18 protein-coding genes are annotated in these 22,066 nt (G+C 43.6%); 4 read left to right on the top strand and 14 right to left on the bottom strand.

The genetic code is table 11. The annotated features are described in order from the left end of the window. From N5E87_RS22530 to mobI, 12 genes are all read right to left on the bottom strand, one after another. Positions 1 to 331 (bottom strand): hypothetical protein (locus N5E87_RS22530; protein ID WP_279776079.1); only part of this gene is annotated, 331 nt, incomplete at its 3' end. A 31-nt stretch (positions 332 to 362) separates the two neighbouring features. Continuing rightward, complete coding sequence (locus tag N5E87_RS22525) at positions 363 to 1,715, bottom strand: TraB/VirB10 family protein (RefSeq protein WP_279776078.1); 1,353 nt, start codon at positions 1,713 to 1,715, stop codon at positions 363 to 365. An 11-nt stretch (positions 1,716 to 1,726) separates the two neighbouring features. After that, positions 1,727 to 3,001, bottom strand: coding sequence for a hypothetical protein (locus N5E87_RS22520; protein WP_279776077.1), 1,275 nt, complete (start codon positions 2,999 to 3,001; stop codon positions 1,727 to 1,729). A 3-nt stretch (positions 3,002 to 3,004) separates the two neighbouring features. Beyond that, entirely contained in the window at positions 3,005 to 3,661 is a 657-nt protein-coding gene (locus tag N5E87_RS22515; RefSeq protein ID WP_279776076.1) for a TraE/TraK family type IV conjugative transfer system protein, read from the bottom strand. Between the two features lie 11 nt (positions 3,662 to 3,672). Then, a complete protein-coding gene (gene traL / locus N5E87_RS22510) occupies positions 3,673 to 3,984 on the bottom strand; it encodes a type IV conjugative transfer system protein TraL (RefSeq protein WP_279776075.1) in 312 nt (103 codons plus the stop codon). A 67-nt stretch (positions 3,985 to 4,051) separates the two neighbouring features. Continuing rightward, the gene (locus N5E87_RS22505) at positions 4,052 to 4,441 is read right to left on the bottom strand and encodes a hypothetical protein (RefSeq protein WP_279776074.1); all 390 of its coding nucleotides are present in this window, start codon (positions 4,439 to 4,441) and stop codon (positions 4,052 to 4,054) included. A 120-nt stretch (positions 4,442 to 4,561) separates the two neighbouring features. Next, positions 4,562 to 5,551 (bottom strand): signal peptide peptidase SppA, encoded by a 990-nt coding sequence (sppA, locus tag N5E87_RS22500; protein WP_279776072.1) that lies wholly within the window; start codon positions 5,549 to 5,551, stop codon positions 4,562 to 4,564. A gap of 55 nt (positions 5,552 to 5,606) precedes the next feature. Further along, the gene (locus N5E87_RS22495) at positions 5,607 to 6,248 is read right to left on the bottom strand and encodes a DUF4400 domain-containing protein (RefSeq protein ID WP_279776071.1); all 642 of its coding nucleotides are present in this window, start codon (positions 6,246 to 6,248) and stop codon (positions 5,607 to 5,609) included. After that, entirely contained in the window at positions 6,249 to 8,135 is a 1,887-nt protein-coding gene (gene traD, locus N5E87_RS22490; protein WP_279776070.1) for a conjugative transfer system coupling protein TraD, read from the bottom strand. Positions 8,136 to 8,144: 9 nt separating this feature from the next. After that, positions 8,145 to 11,009 (bottom strand): MobH family relaxase, encoded by a 2,865-nt coding sequence (gene mobH, locus N5E87_RS22485; RefSeq protein ID WP_279776069.1) that lies wholly within the window; start codon positions 11,007 to 11,009, stop codon positions 8,145 to 8,147. 12 nt (positions 11,010 to 11,021) lie between these two features. Next, positions 11,022 to 11,705, bottom strand: a complete 684-nt coding sequence (locus N5E87_RS22480) for a hypothetical protein (protein WP_279776068.1) — start codon at positions 11,703 to 11,705, stop codon at positions 11,022 to 11,024. Beyond that, complete coding sequence (mobI, locus tag N5E87_RS22475) at positions 11,698 to 12,207, bottom strand: conjugative transfer protein MobI(A/C) (RefSeq protein ID WP_279776067.1); 510 nt, start codon at positions 12,205 to 12,207, stop codon at positions 11,698 to 11,700. The genes N5E87_RS22480 and mobI overlap by 8 nt, the downstream gene beginning before the upstream one ends. A gap of 842 nt (positions 12,208 to 13,049) precedes the next feature. Between mobI and N5E87_RS22470 the strand changes: the two genes are divergently transcribed. Continuing rightward, positions 13,050 to 14,129 carry a PRTRC system protein D gene (locus tag N5E87_RS22470; protein ID WP_279776066.1) on the top strand — a complete coding sequence of 360 codons (1,080 nt, stop codon included), beginning with the start codon at positions 13,050 to 13,052 and terminating at the stop codon, positions 14,127 to 14,129. Between the two features lie 15 nt (positions 14,130 to 14,144). Next, the gene (locus N5E87_RS22465) at positions 14,145 to 14,525 is read left to right on the top strand and encodes a hypothetical protein (protein WP_279776065.1); all 381 of its coding nucleotides are present in this window, start codon (positions 14,145 to 14,147) and stop codon (positions 14,523 to 14,525) included. Positions 14,526 to 14,590: 65 nt separating this feature from the next. Here the strand turns inward: N5E87_RS22465 and N5E87_RS22460 are convergent, their stop codons facing one another. Both N5E87_RS22460 and N5E87_RS22455 read right to left on the bottom strand, forming a co-directional pair. Further along, positions 14,591 to 15,793, bottom strand: a complete 1,203-nt coding sequence (locus tag N5E87_RS22460; protein ID WP_279776064.1) for a hypothetical protein — start codon at positions 15,791 to 15,793, stop codon at positions 14,591 to 14,593. After that, complete coding sequence (locus N5E87_RS22455; RefSeq protein ID WP_279776062.1) at positions 15,793 to 16,734, bottom strand: ParA family protein; 942 nt, start codon at positions 16,732 to 16,734, stop codon at positions 15,793 to 15,795. The genes N5E87_RS22460 and N5E87_RS22455 overlap by 1 nt, the downstream gene beginning before the upstream one ends. Before the next feature lie 445 nt (positions 16,735 to 17,179). On the opposite strand from N5E87_RS22455, the gene N5E87_RS22450 reads away from it, so the two are divergent. Together N5E87_RS22450 and N5E87_RS22445 are read left to right on the top strand one after the other, a co-directional pair. Beyond that, the gene (locus tag N5E87_RS22450; RefSeq protein WP_279776061.1) at positions 17,180 to 18,643 is read left to right on the top strand and encodes a hypothetical protein; all 1,464 of its coding nucleotides are present in this window, start codon (positions 17,180 to 17,182) and stop codon (positions 18,641 to 18,643) included. Between the two features lie 1,394 nt (positions 18,644 to 20,037). Beyond that, on the top strand, positions 20,038 to 21,981 hold the full coding sequence (locus N5E87_RS22445) for a hypothetical protein (protein ID WP_279776060.1): 1,944 nt from the start codon (positions 20,038 to 20,040) through the stop codon (positions 21,979 to 21,981). Positions 21,982 to 22,066: the final 85 nt, after the last annotated feature.

Genomic DNA, 22,066 nt, shown 5'->3' with positions numbered 1-22,066 from the left:
CTTCAAATTGACCAACCTTCCCAATCACAGAGGCCTTATCAAGTATGATGTAGCCTTTCTCGTTGTAAAAGTTGACTGTGGTTTCAACCGCCTTCATCGCTAGCTGGTCTGAGCGCCCAGCCCATTCTCTGGCAGTCTTTGCTAAATCTAGCGTTACGATCTTTGGCGATACGGCCACCTGTTTCGACAAATGAGAAATTTTTGACTCTAATACCGTCTTATCTTCGGCAAATCGGTTTGATTGACTATTTAGGGCAAAACCAAACAAAAGGCCCAATACGGCAGTCCACGCAACAAGCACACCCATCATGATTTTTAAATCTTTACTCATTATTTATACTCTCTGTTGAGAAACGCCCAGGTTATTCTAGGCGTAAACTTGAACCGCGTTGAATTATAAAGTCGATGCTTTGACCAGGGTTGACCTCGATATACGGCTTCATTTGCTCCGCTATCTCGATGTAGTAATCAGCTAAACGGTTCATTGCGTCGCCAGCACCTTGTAGCGCCGCCGAACCAGCAAGTGTTTTCATCGCTTCTCTTGACTGGAATACTCCAAATGCACCAGTTTCGCGGTCGCTGATACTCAGTGTCGATGTGCCTGCTAAATCAGAAAGGCCCCCCAAAAATCCCGCCCATGCAGATTTCATAGCCGCTTCTCCATTCTTGGACACAAGACGACCTGGGACTCCGTTGCGACCATCTGGACCTACAGCAAAAGCGTTTAGGTTAGCTTCGACCGCTTGACCTTCATCAGTAACACAACTAATCGCTTCTGCTCTCATGTACGCACGACGGCTTGCAATGTCACCTATAGCTGAAGCCACAATCACACACTCACGAATATCGGCAGTAAAATTGTTTGGTAGCAACGCCTCTTCTTTGATTCGCAAAATCGAGGGGAACGGATCACGCATAACCGAGTTACCGGTAGGAACATCCATACCCGTGATAAGAACACCACTCAAGATACTGCCAGCGGGTAGAAACATCTCAACTGGTTTCTTCGGCTCTTCTTTTTGAGGCTCTTGATTAGCTACTTCCTTATCCTTTGGCTTCTTATCCTCTGGGGTCTGGTCAATCACGTTACCCTGTGAGTCTTTAAAGTGATCGCCTTGACCATTAATGGTACGGATACCTACCCGCTTTCTGTCGATAACTCGCGGCATGATTGTCTCCACTGCGTTAGCCATCGGCACGTTTGGTGCTACAGGTTGCTGAGGTTGTCCTTGTGTCGGTGTTACCCTTGTTGCTGGTGGTGCAAATGTGCTTTGTGTTGGCGCTGTCTGGTTACGAATATCATCTGACGCCGTCTTCTGAATCTCCATTTCGCGTTTAAGATCGTTCTGAGCAAACTTCAATGATTCAAGTTCTTTAAGCAAGCGCCCTTCCATCATTCGCATTTCTTGCTCACGATCATCAATTTCTTTTTCACGTTCAGCTAACTGGCCTTCCATCAGGTCATAGATTTCATCCATGCGGCCTTGGTCGATTTGATCTGCTCCAGATTGTGTAAAGAAGTTAGCTTCCACCTTTTTTTGAACCTGCTTTTCCTCTGCCACAATAGGGCCCTTTGCACCGCCCGTATTCATATCATCTGTATTGAAGGCTATAAGCGAGATGATAATAAGTAAAATGGTAGCAATTGCCCCGTATCTAACTTTAGGTTTTTCCCAATGCTCCTGCAGAGCACCTTTGATTGAAGTCTTATCCATGCTCAGCCCCATTAATTAGTAGTTGTCAGGCGTGGACGCGCACGGGTACTTTTCAGTTTCTCCATGTGCAATTTATCTCGAAGAATGTACAGCTCTGTATCTTCTCCCGGAGCAAGAGTTGCCCTATCGAAAACACCTACTGCAATTACATCATCACCTAGGCAAAACTCTTCGCGTATCTCACGGAAACCATTGATGTCGTTTTTAACTCGAACAACATCTATGAGTTCTCTACCACTAATAAGACGCTGCCCTACTTCGTGATACATAGCCATGCGGCGAATATCACACGGGTAACGCTCTTCCTCTGGTATCTTGTCTGCCAGGTCAAAGCCTTGGGGAATTTCACCGTTAGCCACTTCTGCAAGAATGCTGCTAGCACGATCTACGTGTTTGCTATTAGTGCGAGGGTCGTTAATTCCAACTGGGTCTTGGCGAATTTCTTCTAGACGCTGCTCTTGGGCTGCAATCCTTTCTCTATCTTCTTTGAAGGTTTGATGTTCTTGCTTCAATTCAGCTGACATCTGGACATCCAGATCGACCATTACCGGCGGCACATCGAGAGGCATTAACGTCAGGCTGACCATCGTTTTAGGCATTCCTGCCTCACCAATCATCAGACCAATAGGTGCTTCTGACATTGGCGTGATATAGATAAATCCACCATCTACATCAATTGGCACCTCAGCATCAGAAGTCTTAACTTCGACCTGAACAAACTCTGTAGCTATCCTGTTTTGCAAACCAGTGGCGACTGGGATTAACTCACTCCGTCCTGGCTTTAGTTTTACTTCCTGGTGGGGTTTGTAGTTCTTTCGAACTTTGTCAATCACAGGATCACGTCCAGCAATTTGAGGGGCAATAGCTTCAATCGGAGTAGAAGGAGCAACAAGATTCGCAGCTGCAGTGCCTGGCAATGTTAATGGAGGTGGTGTAACTTCTGTTCTAACTTGAGGCACACCTTGCATCAGAGCAGGATTCAATCCAACTGCATTGTTATTGATTGGTCTACCATATAGGTCAACAGAACCTTCACTTACCCCTTTTGCAGTTTGTACAGATTCCATAGGGAGACTTTTCGCAACGGCTTCCATCATTGCCTCATCAATAGCGTTCGCAACCTTTCCATCTATAGCTGGTGGCTCAGAAACTGGAATTCTCTCGAGGTTGATTGGACTAACTGGAATATCTCCAGCAACGTTCTGTTCGTTGGCCGATAGCTGTGCAACAAATGAGATTGCTAAAAGCAAAGCCGCGGACGATTTGCGTATCTTAATTTGATTCATAACCTACTTGCCCTCAGCCTCTGCTGAATTCTGTGTTTGTTCCTGTTTCATTTCTTCCGCCTGCATTTCACGCATTTCAATCACTCGGTTGCGTGTATTTGGTGCCCCTTCATACTGAGTGAAATGAATGATTTTTGGCATTCCGTTACTTGCGGCGATTCGAATCTCGTAAGTCCACTTTTGAGTGGTACTTGCACCTGAACGGGTGGATGTAGTCTTCTTGTCTCCGTACACCCAAACCGTATCGACTTCACTGTTGTAGATAAGATCAAGAGGCGTGAAGGATTCTCGAACGCCACGGACTTTTAATGCCTCAACTTGAGCCATCAACTGGCGTTCAAAGCCATCGGCATCTTTGGCTTTAAACATCTTCCGTAACGTGTCCACAACGAATCTTGCATTCCGTTCGGAAATGTTGCCGGCAAGATTTGCGGCGAATAAGCCCCAGCCAGTTTTATATGCTTCGCTGGCCTGGTTGCCAACGAAAGTGATCTCTTCTGTAAATGTCGGCGGAACGACCACTACGGTTTGCTCTTTAGTTAGAACAGCATATGTAAGCCCAACAATTGCGATGGCTAAAGTTAAGTTACTCTGCGCCATTGTTTTAGCTAAATTAACGCTGTGACTCCACGAGCGAAGCGCTTTGGATTTGTTAAACACTAAACGTGCTCCTATCGGAATAGTTCTCTGACAAGCGGGTCGGGCATTGAGCGAGTTGTCTTCATTGGCAGCAGTCCATGCCACCAGCTCATATGCGAAAGGATGCCTTTTGCGTATTTTGCTTTGATTTTTCTGGCGATATAGAAGTACACCAAGCCTAGAGGGACAGCGTAGTTCACAATATCGAATGGCACCCCTAAGGCGAAACTCAAGATAATTGGCCTGACTTCGTCAACATCCCAAAAGATAACCATCATGGACTCATTGACCCTGATAGGTAGATAATGCTGATCTGCTCTTAGCGATTGGCGCTGCTCTTCCATATTGCCTCTGTATAACTAAGAATTAGAAAAAAAAAAGGGCGCCTTGGGCGCCCATTCCAGTGAACGCTTAACCACCGATGAGAGGGAGTAAAGCAGCTGGTGCTTCAAAGATTGTGGAAGTCAGCGATGAGTCAATGATCTTGCCTGCGTTAGCAAGTACAAGAACAGAAACCACACAACCTGCGAAACCCACAAGGTTTGGTTTCACGGTTGAGAAGAAGACAACACCCATAACCATCAGCATCATCAGAATCTTACCTGGAGCACCACCAGCAAGACCTTTCACTTCGCCCCACATCTCTGCGAACTCACCTTCTAACGTTCCGGTTGCAGCGATGGCATCAAATCCAACGAATAAAAGGCTGGCGCCAACTACAACCGCAAGCGCAAGCATCGCGTTGCGCAGAGAAAAAGGGGGGTAAAGTGCATTTTGGTCAATTTCAGCGTTTGCTTGCATTTTATAAACTCTCAATTTTGATCACGAAAGACATTAAGCATTACATGCTTAACTACCGAGAGATAGAATGCCAAGAAAAAGAGCCATGCATAGCGATTATGTAGGGCTCTGTAGGGGTAGTTATTCAAAGCTCAAAGAACTAGCTCCATTTTTAACATCATTTTTGAATGCGTGGTAAATAGAATCTCCCAATGAATCAGTTAAATAGCTTGCGTCCATAGAAAACAAATTGGTTAACTTGAACTTTGTCCTTCCGTGATAGATGTACTTGGTCACACCATGACGCGACTCAATTAGCGCCTCAAGTTCAGTTGGTGTTTTTACACCGTCAATCAAGCCCAACGTCACAGCTTCTTCACCAGTCCAAATCAGACCACTGAAAATATTTTTATCTTCCCTAAGACGAACACCCCTTCCCTCTTTTACAGAGTTTATGAATTGCTGATGTAGCTTGTTCATAAGTTGGTCCTGTATAAATAACCTTTCTTCATCAGTAACTGGCTTAAACGGGTCAAGAAGAGCTTTATGCTGTCCAGCATGAAATACTCGACGCTCTACACCCACCTTATCCATCACCTTCTGGAAGTCCCAGCCATCCATACGTACACCTATTGAACCAATAAGGCTGGAATTCAATGCATAGATTTCATCTGCGGCTGCAGCTATGTAGTAACAAGCTGAAGCGCAGACACCTCTGACAGTCACATAAATTGGCTTGCCATTATTACTATGGCGATATGATAGGATCGTTTTATAGATATGCTCAGCATCTGCCGGAGAGCCACCCGGCGAGTTAGCCTCAATAACTATCGCCCTGACATTGCCATCTTTCATCGCCTCGCCAATTTGACGGCTTACGGCCCATCCATCAGTTTCCCTGCTGCCAGTTTCAATTGCCCCGCTTAGGTTGATCACCGCAACATGAGGACCAATTTTCTCACTAGCAGCATCACTAAATGTGAAAGCAATGCTTAACAACAAACCTCCGCCGATAGCAGCGGCCTTGAACTTAGACACCCTTAGATGCTTGGCACTCTCTTGAGCGACGACACCTGCAAGGTTCACCGGCTCAGGTTTAACTTTATTGCGGCCAAACCAATTTTTGAACATGTAACCACTCCACAGATAGAAAAGCGCCTCCTCGAAGAAGGCGTGATTAAAAAAACTAGAAAACCTTACTCACGTTGGATAGCGCATAACGCATCGCGAAACCGAGGATCAGGAACATAACTGGCGGGAGAAGTACCCCAAAAAGACCCGCGGCAGGGAAAATGAAGTAAACATCAATGATAAAGAATGCAAACAGACCCGCTTTTACCCACATGCGAAACAAGTTTGCACTGGCCACACCAAATTCATATTGCTTAATTCGTCTCTTATAAAAGCCGTCAGCCGCCATGGCAAAAATTAAAGGCGCCCCAAGTGCAAGCCAGTGTAAAAACACAGACATACGATAGCTTGATTGATAGAACATCAATTTTAAGTTCTCAACAATTCGAACCATCGGCATGAGCCAGAAATCCTCTCCGTTTACAACTCCAGATGGACGGACAGCATCTTCCATGCTCTGCACAACCCCCGTTTCGATAAACGCCCAGTGGTACATAGCACCTGCTCGCTCAATTACATCCTTCGACTCAGTAGGGCCTATCACAGTTTTAAAAGCAGCAATTTCAGCTTGCAGCGTCTCGCGGTATGCTTCAGGAGTCATTAATATCATTATGTAAGCAAAGGAAACCAATGCGACTGCAACGACCATTCTTGCGAGAAATCCCTTCTGCTTACTTGACTCATTATCATCGAACATTTATGCCGCCTCCTTCGTTTCAGTAATGAAGGGGATCCGTCCTTTAATCTTCCTTCCGTCAGCAAGGCGCGCGATGTACTGTAGGTTTGGCAGGTCACCTAACATGGTTGCAGGGAATATTTTTTCTCTCGTATCAGTTAACTGCTCCTTCAGCCCCCCAGAAAACTCGCCAAGAGTCCCTTTTGTCGAGGTGCCGGAGTTAAGCGAAAAGCCCACAGCCCTAATACTGGCTTCGCCAAAGTTCTCAGTCGCATACTTTTGTGTGATGTCATCGTTCACACGCAGACAAAACAGATTGGACGCTAAACCAAGAATTCGCCTTGCTTGAGCCTCATCAGTTTTCGCAATGTAATCGGGCAATGTTTGGCTAGACACATACAACTCGAACTTGGCGCCACGAGCAACAGCCAGCATGTTGATGAGCGGGTCATTGATACATGCATGTGCCTCATCGACGAATAAACTCACACGACGGCCCTCTCCCTCCTCATAGTTGTAACGACGAGCAGAAGCAGCACAAACATCAGCAAGAACCAACTTCCCTATTGCAGAGGCAACCATGGCATCTGACAAACTATCTAGCGCAACATAAAGAACACCACCTGTGCGTACCAACTTGTCCACATCCACTAAAGGACGCAGATTATCGTCTTCTGTCATCGTGACTTTTGGAGAAAGAAGCTCATCGAGGGGCTTAGATGTAAGTTGGGCAAAAAGAGGTGCTGTAGTTGAAAGCATCTTACTCATGTGTTGGGCATCGTGAGTTACCATTGAGACAATACCATCAAGCGCTTGACATGAGTGTTCAGACATTAAGTTCATTTGGTAGTGGTAAATCATGCCGGCCAGCATGTCTCCCTGTCCTAATTTCGCAATGTCTTTACCCATCGCAGTTACCCATTCAGGGCCATACACCTTTAAGAACAACTTATTCAAACAGCGCTCTGCTAACTGGCGCTTACCTGACATAAGGTAGTATCCAACACTCGTAAGCTGCGGTTTTTCATCTACATACAACATAGCTTCGATGATCTGGTATATACATTTCCATGCAAATTGTACGAATGGGTCACTTTCAGATTCGCCCGGTAACAGTGAAGCAATACGAGAAGCGAGTTCTGTTGTACGAGCATATGAGCTCATTGGGTCAATACGACAACTCTTACTTGGGTGTGATGGATGGAAGAAGAAGAAACGGTCTTCCATTCCAATAGCTTTACACTCAGCTTGGATCCCTTTGCGCCATGCAGAATCGTTTTTCGGGTCGATAATAATGATCACGTTACCCCGATGAAGCGCTCCACTGGACAACATCTTAAGCAGCGTTGTTTTTCCTGTACCTGGATTTCCAAAGATTACTGAGTGCGCATGGAATACACTTTCATTGGCGGTAACCTCCTTCTCATCACCGAGCCCATGGATCCATGAGCGCCCGCCAAGTTTGCGGGTTGTTTCTTCGTACTTCTTACTCAATGGCTTAAGAACCAAAGGCAACTTGATTTCATGAAATTCCGTCGACATTGACATTACTTGGTATGCCCGTTGAGCATGCTCGGGGCCCCACTCAAAGCCTCGACCCAAGAATGAAGTTTCCTTGTCTTTCATGTTACGAGTTCTGAACTCAATATCAGAAATCATGTAGAAGTAGTTTACAAACAGTTGGAACTGCCTTTTAAGAAGAGGCAGACCTTGGCGGAACCGAATAATGGAAATAACGATCATCACACCTCCCACCACAAGGTGCGCAGGAACCTGCGTATCAAACGCAAGCCCTCCAGTGATAAGTGTAAATAGGCCACCAAGTAGCCATATTTGAGCTAGTTTTAACTCAAATACAGGACGGAATAGGTTTTCCATCCAAAACTGTCTAGATCTATCTGCTGCCATATGTACTCCTTAACCAATAACTGCTTTTTGAATTAGCAAGTGTTTCGTTTTCTTCTTGCCTATAGGCGTAACCATTTCTTCTACACCAACAGCCAACATGGTTAACTCCTTTGAAAGTTGATTTCGTTTCGCCCCTTTACGCTCTTCCTCCATAAATGCCTTAACAGCTCCTTGAACAAACACTCCCCATGATTTACCGTCAGAAGATTTCTGAATAAAGTCGCACTCACCGGATTCAGCTTTCTTCGATAGGAATGCTAGAAACAGCCCCACTTCATCTTCAGAAGCTGTATTTGGCGCCTCTTGTGATTTCGTTGTAACGTCTGTCTCAACTTTTGTTTGATTAGGGGGTGGGCTGGCCCGAACTTCAGTCTTTCCTCTATCAAGAGGTAAGGCATTTTGCACTTTGGAAGATGTCTTACTTTCTGGAGTTGCTTCCTCGTAGTTCACATCGCTTGCAGTGATTCCAAGTTCAGAACAAAGCTGAGAGCTTACTTTCATGGTAAGACTCATCACCATCACTTGCTTTCCACCGTAGTTTTCCCTGTGAACAAGTAGGTTTGGTTTTAGCTTGTCATAATCGAGTAGTCGCTCATTTTTCAGGATTGTGGCTGTATCTCCTACATCACAACCAAGCAAACCGCATACCGATTTACAGTCCAAATGCAGTTGCCCATTTACCAGGAAAACATTACCTTGCTCAATTCCTAAATCACCATTGGCTAGTGCTTTCGCAAGATCTATAAGGAACGCATCTCCCTCTGACCGACCAGTTTTCTTCTGTCCGAGCCAACCAAGACGTTCCAGCTTTACAGCTGTCTGCATAGCGGCTTTCTTCTGTCTGAGCATGCTTCCAATACCACTCCCTGTGCTTGCAGTTTTCTTAGCTCTAAATTGGTTTTTCTGTACATGAGGTGTCGCCGCAGACTCTGCCTGTACTTCTTCTGGCACAACTGGAATCTCTTGTGTCTGTACAAATTGCTCATTGAAATTAATAGGCGTGTCGACCGAACCTTCAACATAATCTGGAATTGACAAGAACGCTGGCTCTTCGTTTGAGCGGTCATAATTTGACTCGAAGTACTCATAATCAATTGCAGTTAAGTAATCTGGCACCTTCAAGTCATCCTCCGGCAACTCAGGTATCTGTTGCTCTGGCATGGTGTCATCAGGGGCTGCATTAGGTTCAGCGATGAACGCTATAGCTGACATTTCTTGCTCTTGGTTTGCAAATCTCAAACCTTTGTTACTATTCTTAGGCACCGGCCGCTCAGAAGCTTGTGGAATTTTAGGCATAGCAATTTCAGGGTCTTTATCCTTTTCGGTATTTACTTGCTTTTTACCTCCTGAGTTGGAGTTGGACTTGGGTTTTGGTTGTGACTTAGCTTTTGGCTTAGCTTTTGGCTTAGTTTCTGGTTCTACAGTTTCATTCACATCTTCTTGAGGCGTTAGCTCTTTGGTTGCCTGACGGCCAGCGATACCCTTCTCTTCAACAAGCTTCTCATCCTTCGTTGATTCTGGCTCTAACTCAATGATTGAACCGTCAGCTTTGTACTCGAGCGACTTACCATCATTGTTTAGGCGTAAAACACCTGGTACTGATCTCGGCACGGGCATTGTTTCGTACAGCAACCCGGGCCAAGCTAAACAAATAACTCTTTCGGCACCGGTTACACCTTCAATACCTGAAGGAGTAAACATGCTGTAAGTAACACTGTCATCAAGTCGGCGAACTAAATTGCGTTCCTCTAAAATCTCAAGGATTCGGCTAGGGTTCACTGGGACATCAACCTTGTCAGCCTGCAATCGCTGCACAATTAGCTGAATAGTTTTCGGCCAGCTAAGGAAAACATCATGTCCAATAATCCAAACATGCCCCTTCGGCTGATTAACCTGCCAGTTGTCGCGTAAACGTCTCATTGCATTAACAAGGGCGCTCTCTAGTGGATAGCGTCGCTTACCAATCATTTCGTGCCATTGGGTCTGAATATCTTTTTCAGTTGAAGCACTGTCAGCTTCGCGTAAACATCGTTGCAGATAGCCCTCACTACTTCCGTAGTGCGCTAAAGCATGGTTCATGGCAATTGGTAGTTCATCCGTGTTATCCATCAAGTAAGCTTTTGCTTCTTTAGTCAGTACCCACTCAATGACTGTCACGCTCAGATTTTCATGCTTTTTGTGTCGGTGCTCAGGCCGCCAAACTACTCGATAACGACTAACACTATTTTCATGAGCCCATGTGAACAGGTCAGATAGGTATGGGTTCCAATCTTTACCTGTATCCACGTCATAAACGCGCATGTCATAGAGCACCTTGCCTGCATCATGCAACAGACCACAGACCCAAGCGGCATATTGCCATCTCGGTTTACGTGCCTGCTCATCATCAAGATGCCCAATTGCAGGCAGGACTTGTTGCTGTGCTTTTCTGAGACTATTAAGTGCAACTTCCAAACTATGGCGAACTAACCCACCTACATCGCAGTGATGGTGATTTTCGGATGCAGGTAACAGATGTACATAACGTATGTAGTTCACTACTACCTGTCGGAACAATGTATCGAAGTTCAGATCGTAATTCTTACCACGAGCATTTTTCTCTGGCCGCGGCTTCAAGGCCTCCTCTTGGTTTAACTCGAATGGATCAGGTAAGCCGGAATCTCGGTGCATAAGCCGCAAGATTTCGACTTGAGAAGCGATAATCTTCTCAAGTCCAATGACCGGAATCCCCTTAGTTTCAGGCGGGTATCGAATAAGGTCTTCAATTGTTAGATCAATGGAAGGCGTGGCAACGTTGGGTTGTATATGTGGGGCTACTATCTTCGCAGCCCCACTTAATACTGTGTGCAATGCGCCCTTTAAGTGGCTTAGCATCAAAGTATCCCGTTATTCAGTAACCACAGCGGCTTCTTCAGGTGAGTCTTCTGTTTCCTGCTGCTCAGGCACGGGATCTCCTTTGGTCAAAGCTTGCATGAGTTCTTTATAAGCCTGAGGAGAGTAAAGGCCACCCTTCCGAGTTCTTGATGCGTTCGTCACGTAGTAGATACGGTTGACCATGTCTTTAATCGTATTAACCGCCTGGCCACTAGCGTTTTGCAGATGTACATCTTCGAGTTGACCCGCCAGCCACAAGAACTCGATCTCAGCCATAACGTTGTCAATCATCTCAACCAAGCCGATGAACTGCCAAAAGATAGGGTGAGTTATCTCTACTGTGTATTGATAGTTATCAGGCACTTTAGGGCGGGTAACATTCACCACCATCCCCTCTGTATACTTCTCCTGTTGAGAGCTCAAAGCGGAAGCTCGTTCTGACGCAACCCCCATTACACCTTCGAACCATAAATCTAGACGCTCACGAACTTCAGCGTCATTCGCCGTAAATTGGATAAGTCCTGCTACACGCTGGAATGCACCTGCTGCGGCCCCTCCATTTCGAGTCATATATCGCAGCATTGTGTCAGACTGAACCTTCAATGTGTAAGGAAGGGATTTTCGAGTCTGAACGAATTCATTTCGCTGCTTACGTTCACCGGTTTGTTTCTTAGTTGTATTTGCTTGTTCAGCCATTGTTCACCTCATTATCAAGTTGTTCTGATTCATCTGTGTCGCTAGCATCATTCATTTTCGAAAGAAGCCTGCTTAAATAGGCCTGTGACCCGTGTATATTTTCGATTGCATATCGCAGAGACCTTAACTTCGACTCTGCTTGCTCTATAAGCACCAGTTCCCACGGTTGCGCCTTCTTCTGAAATTGACTTAGGTGGTAAACTGGCCCTTTGCGTGGGGCAATCCTTTCCCCCCAACTCTTTTGCCTTGCCCCATACCTGCCCGGACCATAAACAAGCCACTCAATGTAGGTTTTTCCAGTACGTTCTGTGATTCGAGGAGCAATATTTCCTCGCAGATAACCTTCTGGGGCATTAGTTTGTTTTTCTCGCTCACGCAGCCGCGAGTTTGTTAAACGCCACTCGATCCAATACCAATCGACTATCTCTTTAGCCTCCTCTATAAGCTTTTCTAGGGTTAGCCTTAGTTCGGAACGCGCTGCCTCAATTGCCTGTCTTGACATGCGCACTCCCCCACCTGTTTCTTATTCTCATCTCTACCCTTATCTATTCGGTGCCGTGTTAGCCATTTCCGGCAATGCGTTGGAATTGCAGGAAAGCGCAGTTCGGTGCCGACTTTTGCCTTTAAGTGCTAATTTGGGGCATCAGTAATTAATGACCCTGCACAAAGTTCGGTGCCGGGTTTAAAAATGTCGGCTATGCTACATTGTGATTGCCGAAATCAGTTCGGTGCCGAGTTACGTAAAAAACCTAAAACCAGCAATAATCAACAGAGAGCGTTTGTTAAATAAACCTGCAACCAGTTCGGTGCCGACCTTTATATTTATCGGCAATATGCAGGAAACACACCCGCAGTTAGTTCGGCGCCGACTTTGATTTATAAAATCACTGGTTGGTGGTTGAGAATTTTGTAGGAAAAAAAGAGTGCGCATGACGATTATGTGGCGCTCTGTAGGCCCACTTATTAAAAGCCAATATGAGCGCCAGAGGAAAACCAGTGCTCTACTGGCCAATTATCGCCATACAACATCTGTAGCCGCGTGAACTTCATAATTGATAATTAAATCGAAATTAATGGCCTAGGTTTACTCAATCTGAGAAATTAGAGAGGTCGTGCATAACCTCTTACGAGTTCTGTGGGACTTCTGTCAGTTCTGCGGATTTGTGATTAATAATAACTTGATGTTCTGTAGAACTTGTGAGAAGTCATGCAGGCCACCTTACATAAGTATTGCGCTATCAATATTAAGCGTTTATATTGTCAAAGTTCCACAAGACTTCTTAGAAGTCTTGTGGGACACCTCCTTTTCGTCTGGCAATATTGATTATGTTTTTGGAGCAAAACATGGCAAAAAAACACATTGTTCGTAGCATCGAAATTGGCTACGGCACAACTTCATCTGTTACCGGTGAAACAAATGAAGGCTTCGTAATTCGTACTTATCCTAGTGTGCCTGTGGCTGTGAGTCATAACATACAAAGTCTCGGCGGAGATATACTAAGTTCTCGCAAAACTGTATTCGTACCTGTAGGAGAAAACATTTATGAAGTTGGGGAAGATGTTCAAGCATCAGCAGACCCACGTTCTACCCGTGTATTAAACACGGAGGGCTATATTGACTCTGAGCGATATAAAGCCCTTTTCCTAGGTGCATTAAAAATGATCCCAGATGATGAGATTGACTTACTTGTTTGTGGTCTTCCTGTCTCCGTTATGCCTCGTAAAGAAGAACTTCAAAAGATGGTCGAAGGTGAGCATTACTTAGGTGATGGACGCAAAGTTCAAGTTAACTCTGCGTGGATTATTGCACAGCCCCTCGGTGGTCTTTTGGCATACGCCCGTGAAGGTGGCCAAGACCGCTTTAAGGAAATGAAGCAAGAAAACTTGCTCGTAGTGGATCCGGGGTACCTAACTGTTGACTGGCTAGTTACTCGCGGTCTAATGGCCAACGAAAACCGTTCTGGTGACTTTGAAGGTGGTATGTCCAAAATCCTTCAAAAAGTTGCAGATGCAGCATTTAAAAAATTTAGCACAGATACTAGGTTTAAGCGGATCAAAGAAGTTAACGTGGAACTAATCGATCAAGCATTCATCACTGGGAAGCTTAAGCTGTTTGGTCACAAGATGGATTTTCCTATCCATAAAGGAGATGAAAGAACACCCGCTTTTGATTTTACAGATGCAATTAACTCGGTTGCAGAAGATGCTGTGACAGCACTTGTGAACCGAGTCGGTGATGCACAAGACTTAGACCGCATTATTGTTGTTGGTGGACCAGCTAAACTGTATGTGCATGCATTACAAAAAGCCTTTCCCAATCACGAAATTCAAGTTTTAAAAGATAGTCTGCGAGCTAACGTTATAGGATTTCAGGAGGGAGGCAAACAACGGATGCGAGCACTGGCAAGACAGGCAGCAAAGTAATATAGGAGCCTGTCTATGACAAAAGCTCAAAAGAAAGAGCTTGTTGCTGGTGTAGACTTTGTTCGGTGCAATCTTCGAGCAATGAAATCTGACCATCCAGACATTTATGAACACCTTGCGCCGATTAATGAAAAAGCTCGAGCGGAAGAGATCCGGCACCTTATTAGATTAGGGTTGATGGTAAAGAAAGGTCAACTGGGTGGAGCAATGGCTATGGTACAACCCATGCATGCAATTGCAACTATGCCTACTCATATTCCGCAAACCCAAACAGTCCATGCAGAGGTTGCAGAAACAAACCACATCCCATCACAACCAAAGATTCCATCAAACTCAGATGTGGTTCAAATGGAAGAAACTGATTTAGATATGGGGGATGATCTTCTTAATCTGTAGCGAATTAAAAAAGGGGCTTACTACTAACTCGCTAAGCCCCTTTTTTTAATAATGAATTCTCAGCTCTATTCTTCTCTAAGAGACTCCAGGTGTTTAATCACTTCCGTTAAGCAATGGTTAACTTGTTCTTTATCTTCCCAGTCAATACTCCCCCATTCTACCCCCTCAATCTCCATTTTAGTGACATCTTGGGTCAACAGAGTTCTAACCGCTATGGAAGACTTAATGCGAGGAGCGGTATAAGAAGTAGCTCTTCTGCCACGTTTCCCGGGCTGAGGCCGTTCCGGGTTCTTATCAGCTAAGGTTTGTTCAGGATCTATAACTGCGGGTGGTACCTTCAAAAACTCTGGAACTTCCCTACCCGCTTCAATAAAGCACTGAGCTAATAAGGGACGCATCGCGGCTTCAAAACCTTCAATATCCCCTTCATCGTGATTTGCTTCAACTTGTTTAAGAAGTGGGGTCAACTTTCGGTCGCTTATAATGCCGACACCATGCTGTATTGCATCAATGACTAGTTGGCTAGAGGCGAGCTTCATGTATCTATAGAAACTATTTCTCGGAACCCCCATCAATTTCATAAGTTCAGAAGAATTTGGCTTATCAAGCTTGGATTTTGCTTCTTCTAGAGCGAAGATAAAAGCTCTTAACTTTTCATGTAGGGCCAACTTCAAATGAGAGTTGTTTTCAACGAACTGGCGTAGCTTCGGACTTTCAGGGATCTTTCGGAGAACCTTGAATGACCATACAGAGTCCCAACCGACTAGGTAGACAACAGAATAGAATCGTCTATGGCCATAAACGATTCTGTAATCAACACCACCAGCACGATAAACTTCAATCGGTTGATATAAACCACCACCGGACTCAATTTGTGCCGATAGCGCAATCACTTCGTCAACTTGAGATTGAATGTGGTGATATAAATGATGGCCCTTTGGTGTTTTATTTATTATCACGCCTTTGTCCAACAGGACGTATGCGACATCATTTCCTTGGTTTGCATTTAGAAACGCCTCCTCTCCAGAAGGCTTAACTACCGGGAAGTCTCGCGAATTTGTTGGGTCTGGAGAAACCGTCGAAATCGCCAAGTCATCGTTCACAGCATCTTTTGCCCCAGTAGAAATAATCACGTCATCTGGAGTTTGGCCATCTGGTGAAGTTTGTTCATCGACCTGCTGACGTGCGAGTTGGAGCTTGCTGGCGCCAGTTCGAATATTGCTTCTCCCACCACGAATTTGAACTTTTTTACCTTCATCTCCAGGCATTATGCATCTACCCCTAGTCTTTCACATACATAGTTATAAAGCTGCGTCATCTCATCCGAAGCTTTCTTGTCTTTCTTTAAGCAGAATACTGTATCAAGGTCATCTGGTTTCCTTCTTGGCTTAAAGATAGTTCTGTTCACTAAGAAGAAATCCTTCAACAATAGCTCATCGTTAATGTTGTTAATTGACTTGTATTTTTCTACATACTCATAAAGCGCAGTGTACTGCTCTACTTCATTATTGGTGAGAGCAACGGAGCTAGCAAGGTTAGGAATTACACCGACAATTTCAATTGGAGTCTCGCGTTCTTCGTTGTAAAGCCTAATGTTCTCCATTAATTGTGGAACACTTTCCACGGAATCGTACTCTAGCTGTGTAGGTACAAGAACGTGAGAACACTGAGAAAGGAATCCTTCACAAATAGCAGTCTTGCTCGGCGGTGTATCGAAAATAACTATGTCGATTTCCCCCATATCTTCCTCAATTTCAAGGAAGGATTTTGCAAGTTCACCGATAAGAGGGATATAGCCATCTTTATGCATTACGTCATTCAACCTATCGACGCGCCCTTCTGAAGGTAAAATCTTGAGATTATCAACTCCAGCTACAGGGTAATACACGAAATTACGATTGAACAAAATATCTGACGACGTTGAGTAGCCATTCCAGCTTCCGTTTTCTGGTGCACCTTCTACATAATCAGGATGTAATGGAGGGAGTAGATAAGGGAGCCCGGTTTTATGGACCATATTCAAGAATGTCTTACTAGCATTTTGCTGACTATCTAGATCAACCAAAACTACACTTAATTTCTTGCCTAACTTATCAATTCCGCCAGTAGCAAGCAGGTAAGCAAGCCAGCCAGCAATAGTTGTCTTTCCAACCCCACCCTTGTGGTTGTAAACCACCAAAGAAATAGGTTTGCTATTTAGTTTTCCCACTTCTTTCCCCTTGATAATCCGATATTTTCAAAAAGGATACGGCAGCAAGTATGCACTAGCAATGAAAGTATGGAATAATGACTGGAAATCGAGCACATTTTCATGTTTTTAATCCACATTCATAAAATTGAAGACTAAGTTGGACCCCAAAAATGCTGAAATGTCCTCATTTAAAATTTAATTCAAATTCATCGTAAGATATTGTTATATTTAGGTTTTCTTCGTAATTTTTGGATGTGTCCCGCGCGGGACACATTTCTACAATTAATTATTAATTTCTTGAATTAAATTTTAAATAAAATGGCTGCAAACCATTGATACAACTGACCTTTTTCCTAAATAGTCAAAAGTGTCCCGCGCGGGACACTTTTCCCATGCAGTGGGGGGGAGGACGCGGAGTCAGTTGCCATAAATAGTGTGATTGAAAAATTTAAGGCAGGGCCTAATGGCAGATGAAGCTACTACAACGATTGACTATACAGAACTAGGCTTGAAAAGAGGACTCACTCCCCCCTTGATTCGAATACCGGCTGCAGAAGTCATTGCATCTCTAAGACGGTCATTGCCAATGCTGGACATTTCCGAAAAACAATTGGATATGATTAACAGTGCAATATCCTTGTGCCAGAACCAAGAAGATGAGCACATAACTACATTAGAAGATGTTTCGGAACTTATGGGGGTATCAGTTTCTACAGCAAGAAATCATGCTAAACACTTGCAAAACTCCGGTGTTTTTAAGCAGAGATATTGCACAACAGATCCCAAGAATAAAAGACGTGGTTTGCTCTACGATTTTTGTGTTCCCGACCTATCAATAAAGATAAATGAAGTTAAAGCTAGAGTAGAGGAATCTCAACCACTAGCTCACATGAATGTTGAAGAAGTAGATTTAATCTCACAAGCAGACTTAGCCGATATGGCATTTTGTGACTTAGTAACTTCGGTTCTTTTTGGAGCTCTTCGGTTTAACCAAAAAGGTATCCAAAGCAAAATAGAATCCCATGTTGTATGGGGTGCAGAACGTGTGAAAGTCGAAACAAGGTCTGGTAAAGGAGAGCGCATTGCCCTTCTCAAAGACCTTAAATATTACATTGCAGCAATAACGGTTCTGGAAACGATAATTCGAGAAAGAATTTGTAATGGAGAAGAAATTCCGGAAACTTATAATATTCCGATGAATTCGATCCTGACGGTATTGAAACTTCCCAAAACAGGTGGGAACAAGATGCAGGGTTTGAGGGCAATTCGACGTTTGTCAGGAACAAGCTTTCATATGCATCAATTGCCTAAGTGGTTTCTGCGAAAGTATGGAATGAGTGAAAACTCGGTGCTTCACTTGAATATTCTGACATTGAGGCTGGAGGGTGAATCTAAACAAGTACCTGGTTCACTTGTATTGCAAATGCAATTCCCGCCAGAAACAATCGCGCAGATTAGGCGCCGCTTCGATGGAGATGCAGAAGCAATTCATGAACTAACGAAAATTCAACCATTTGTATTGTCTATTACTAACAATCTCGTTTTTGCCTTCAATCTTTGGTCATCAGCTTACTTCTCAGAAACCGGTATGGCTGTAATGGATTGGTTGGAGTTGAAGGATAGAACAGCACCACAATTTACATTGCATGCATTCAAGAAAGCGTTTAGTGAAATACTAAAGAAACATGCGGTACCGGCCACTACCTTTTCGGGCTACACACCTGAGGGCCGTGGAATAGAGGTGCCAGACGACAGCTATGAGCCGCTCTATAAGAATGGTATAGCTCTAAGGGAGACGGCTAGTATTCTAGGCGTAAAATTAGTGCTTGATGAGCAAGAGTTTGTATTGATGCCGGAAATTAAACATGACTCATTGCTTATCCAAAATCTCTTTTCACCGTACTTAAGCAATCAATTGAAGAAGTAGAACGGAACAGTCGACCTAAAAGGTGCCATTAGGCACCTATTTTTTTGCCCTTTAAAAGTGGAATAAATCTATGCTCCGTTTTGAATTGATGAAATTGCAATAAGCCGTTAAAGAGATATTGAAGTGGAAAAAATCAGACGTCAAATCTGAATCTTTGATAAAAGATACTCTTGAAGGGAGGAATGTGGCCTGTGTAAGTAAATTTGATATGTATCGCATACGCTGCAAGAGGTGGAAAAAATATCACCTAAGAATTAAAAACATAAATTTCAACTTCCCAATGTAACGATAACCGACCAGATGCTCTACTTGCTATCGATTATCAACAAATGACACCCCATCAGTAAATCGCTACCACATACTTTTGGGTCACTGAAAGTGATAGAGGTATGTACTAAGGTCACCATCTCCAGTCGCTATCGAGTCTCTCAAAACAAATTATTAAATTATGGGTTTAACGAATCGCGTTGAAATGTCTAGGTCTTCGTGTGCAAAGGTCTTGGAATTCTTAACCACTGTTATGTGTTAGTTGTAGATACAGCCAGCAATAAATGGAGCATTTGGGATTCATAGATTTATTCCACAATTAGAATTAAGAGTATCAATGGATATAGAGAATAGTGCTTCAAGCATGATTTGACGCATCCTCAGTGAATATCGATATCCGTTCACGCAAGAAAGTTGTAAGCCTGATAAGAAACCTTGCCCACAATCCATCCGATAAGAAGCATATAACTCTCCTAAAGTGTAAGTAATACATTTTCTTATGTAAGCATGTGCTGGCTCGTTCTAAGTAACGTATATAAAAACCAGCATTTTTAGTGTTTGTGATGTGGAATAAATCCATGCCATGGATTGAAAACATAAAGTGGATTCAAAACATGATGTGGATTGAAAGTTTAAAGTGGATTCTATATTCGAAATGGATCAAAAACATGAACTGGAATATAAGCTTGACAATTGATCATTAATTTATAGAGAGGATCCGTGTTAGATCGTCGCAAAGTACCGTCGCAGCGCTGTTTCAGACGATCTCAGCATAGATCCTTCGATCGTTGATCTACTTGAAATTACTGTTATATTCATCGATGAGATTTCATGTTTTCAAATCAACAATAAAAAACGTTAAAAGATGAAGTGGAAACTTGAAAATACGAGAAGAGGATTGCTTATAGAGTAACGAAAAAAAAGAAAGCCAGCCAACTTGGCTGGCCTATTAAACGACACAAAACCAAGATGTTCGCAGCTAACGGGTGGCACCCCGTGAACTGCCTGCCTCACCATTGATCATGGAGAGATGGCTTTGTTGAATCTGATTATACTACAGGTATCAACATGGTCAAATTTTCACGGTGCGGCAACCTATTGTTCTAAAAAAAAGGTTATGGCCCAACATGAAGAATTTTGACCGAGCAAAAGCCAAGAGCGAGCTTTTGAGTTCGTTCGAACCAACATATCCAATAACAATCGTTATGGATGAGGCTGACACACGTCCAGAAGAAGTAGCCCTGACGAAGACTCAGCTTTTTGAACTATTTACACATCATCAAATTGTTGACGATAAATCCACAACAGCCTTCATACCTGGTACATTTTCTAACTTAAAATCACGTTCAGCAGAAGACGTTCGACAAATCTCAATGATTGTTTATGACGTAGACTGTAAAAATCATTACTACAGGTTATGCGATCTCCAGAATAAGCTATCTCCGTACACATGCATTGTACATTCAACATTCTCTGCGACATACGAGCACCCTAGATGGAGAGTAATTTTTCTCTTGAAAGAAATGGTAGCACCTGAGCAATTTGATAACGTTTATCGAGGTATTGCTAAGCACCTAGATCTGGAGTTCGATCTGACGTGCACAAATATTAACAGATTGTTTTATTTGCCATCCGTTTCAGCTAATAATGATTTTGTAGATTCATGGTCAAATGAAGGATCACTAATCTCAGCAAAACCCTTTTATGGCAAGGCTTTAAAGAAGAAACCTGCAAAGAGTTCAAACAAAACTAAACCATCTTTAAGAGCTGTAGTGAACAGAGGATACGTTTCCTTAAGTTCAGTTGACCTTCTGGACTCAGTGAATAATCCTGTTGAGAGTGTAGGGCAGATCTGTGGCTTCCCTGTTCCCAAGGCCTTGAAAGCTCCTTTTTCTCAGTCAGACTTCGATGAGTTGCTATCACATCCAGGAACATGGCTACAAGCTGCAAAACATCTAGGTTTTCCAGTTGACCGTATTTCTCCGACTAATACATACTCGAAGCCTTTTTCATCAGTCATTCCGGGTGTCGAAGATAAAAAACCAAGTTGTAGCTTAGCTTTACTTTCATCAAATAATAGAACGAGATTGGTGTACCAAGCTTTTAACGAAACTCATGATGTAAATGGAGCTAGTGGCCCCGTAAAGATCGATTTAGCACGGATTTATGCCATGATGCACTGCGGCCGCCGTATTGATCGAGATGAATTCCCTGCAGGCACACATAAAGTTTGGCTAACTAGGTTGTTTATTGCATCCGGTATGATAATTCCTGAAATCATTGAAGATTTGCCTGAGTTACCAGATGAAGCAAAGAGTGCTGAACGATTATATGTTGGTTTTCGAGACTTGCTCATGTGTAAACGAGCATTTAAGGAGCAAAAAAGCGATGCTACCGCATTTAGTCTTTCCTTCGCCTGTTACTGGTGCAAGATTGGAAATAGAAACACTGTAAAAAAATACAGCCAAGTGTTACTTGATTCCAGTGTAATTCGATTCGTAGACCGTATTGATCTTCCGCGCGGAGGGTCAATACCATTGATGATGCCAGCTGGGAAGAGTGCTTCACTTTATAGGATTAAGCAAAGAGCGGTGTCAAAAGGCAGTACTGCCAACGATAAATCTCAATCTTACAGACCTAGGAACACCGATCATCAAAATGCATCAGCTAACAAACAAGTTGTAATTCCAATTGACCCAGATGTTTCCTACACGCAAACCGACCTAACGCCAGCAACGAACGATGGCCATAGTTATTCCGGTTTTACTCCGTTCGTTGAAACTAAGGCCATTAGCCGTCCTGTGTCTATCCCAAATGATACTGAGAAGGGGAGGGGAGGCCATATTACTCGGAAACCTAATAATTCTTCTGATGCCATTCAGGACATAGTGAAAGTTCTAAGAGCTCATAGTAACAAGCCAATAGCACTTGAGCTATTGCTTGCTGAAAGCAAATTACCTGTTGATGAAGAACTGATTAGCATTTTGCCGCTCGTAAAAAGGTATGTTTCAGACTATGAAACTGGGTACTCTATGTTGTTGACTTACAAGGATAAAGCCTTCGGAACATAATATTATAAGGTTCCATGTATTTGCAAAGCTCTGAAAATCGTTGAAAGCGTAAGCATCAGACCGTAAAATGTGTGCTACTACACAT

This window comes from Shewanella sp. GD03713 (assembly GCF_029843705.1).
Classification (GTDB): domain Bacteria; phylum Pseudomonadota; class Gammaproteobacteria; order Enterobacterales; family Shewanellaceae; genus Shewanella.
Note: the sequence above shows the minus strand (reverse complement) of the source record. Positions and strands in the feature narration are given on the sequence as shown.

Coding starts and splice junctions, on each gene's coding strand:
- N5E87_RS22525 (WP_279776078.1), bottom strand. CDS start 1,715: ATGGATAAGACTTCAATCAAAGGTGCTCTGCAGGAGCATTGGGAAAAA.
- N5E87_RS22520 (WP_279776077.1), bottom strand. CDS start 3,001: ATGAATCAAATTAAGATACGCAAATCGTCCGCGGCTTTGCTTTTAGCA.
- traL (WP_279776075.1), bottom strand. CDS start 3,984: ATGGAAGAGCAGCGCCAATCGCTAAGAGCAGATCAGCATTATCTACCT.
- N5E87_RS22505 (WP_279776074.1), bottom strand. CDS start 4,441: ATGCAAGCAAACGCTGAAATTGACCAAAATGCACTTTACCCCCCTTTT.
- sppA (WP_279776072.1), bottom strand. CDS start 5,551: ATGTTCAAAAATTGGTTTGGCCGCAATAAAGTTAAACCTGAGCCGGTG.
- N5E87_RS22495 (WP_279776071.1), bottom strand. CDS start 6,248: ATGTTCGATGATAATGAGTCAAGTAAGCAGAAGGGATTTCTCGCAAGA.
- traD (WP_279776070.1), bottom strand. CDS start 8,135: ATGGCAGCAGATAGATCTAGACAGTTTTGGATGGAAAACCTATTCCGT.
- mobH (WP_279776069.1), bottom strand. CDS start 11,009: ATGCTAAGCCACTTAAAGGGCGCATTGCACACAGTATTAAGTGGGGCT.
- N5E87_RS22480 (WP_279776068.1), bottom strand. CDS start 11,705: ATGGCTGAACAAGCAAATACAACTAAGAAACAAACCGGTGAACGTAAG.
- mobI (WP_279776067.1), bottom strand. CDS start 12,207: ATGTCAAGACAGGCAATTGAGGCAGCGCGTTCCGAACTAAGGCTAACC.
- N5E87_RS22470 (WP_279776066.1), top strand. CDS start 13,050: ATGGCAAAAAAACACATTGTTCGTAGCATCGAAATTGGCTACGGCACA.
- N5E87_RS22465 (WP_279776065.1), top strand. CDS start 14,145: ATGACAAAAGCTCAAAAGAAAGAGCTTGTTGCTGGTGTAGACTTTGTT.
- N5E87_RS22460 (WP_279776064.1), bottom strand. CDS start 15,793: ATGCCTGGAGATGAAGGTAAAAAAGTTCAAATTCGTGGTGGGAGAAGC.
- N5E87_RS22450 (WP_279776061.1), top strand. CDS start 17,180: ATGGCAGATGAAGCTACTACAACGATTGACTATACAGAACTAGGCTTG.
- N5E87_RS22445 (WP_279776060.1), top strand. CDS start 20,038: ATGAAGAATTTTGACCGAGCAAAAGCCAAGAGCGAGCTTTTGAGTTCG.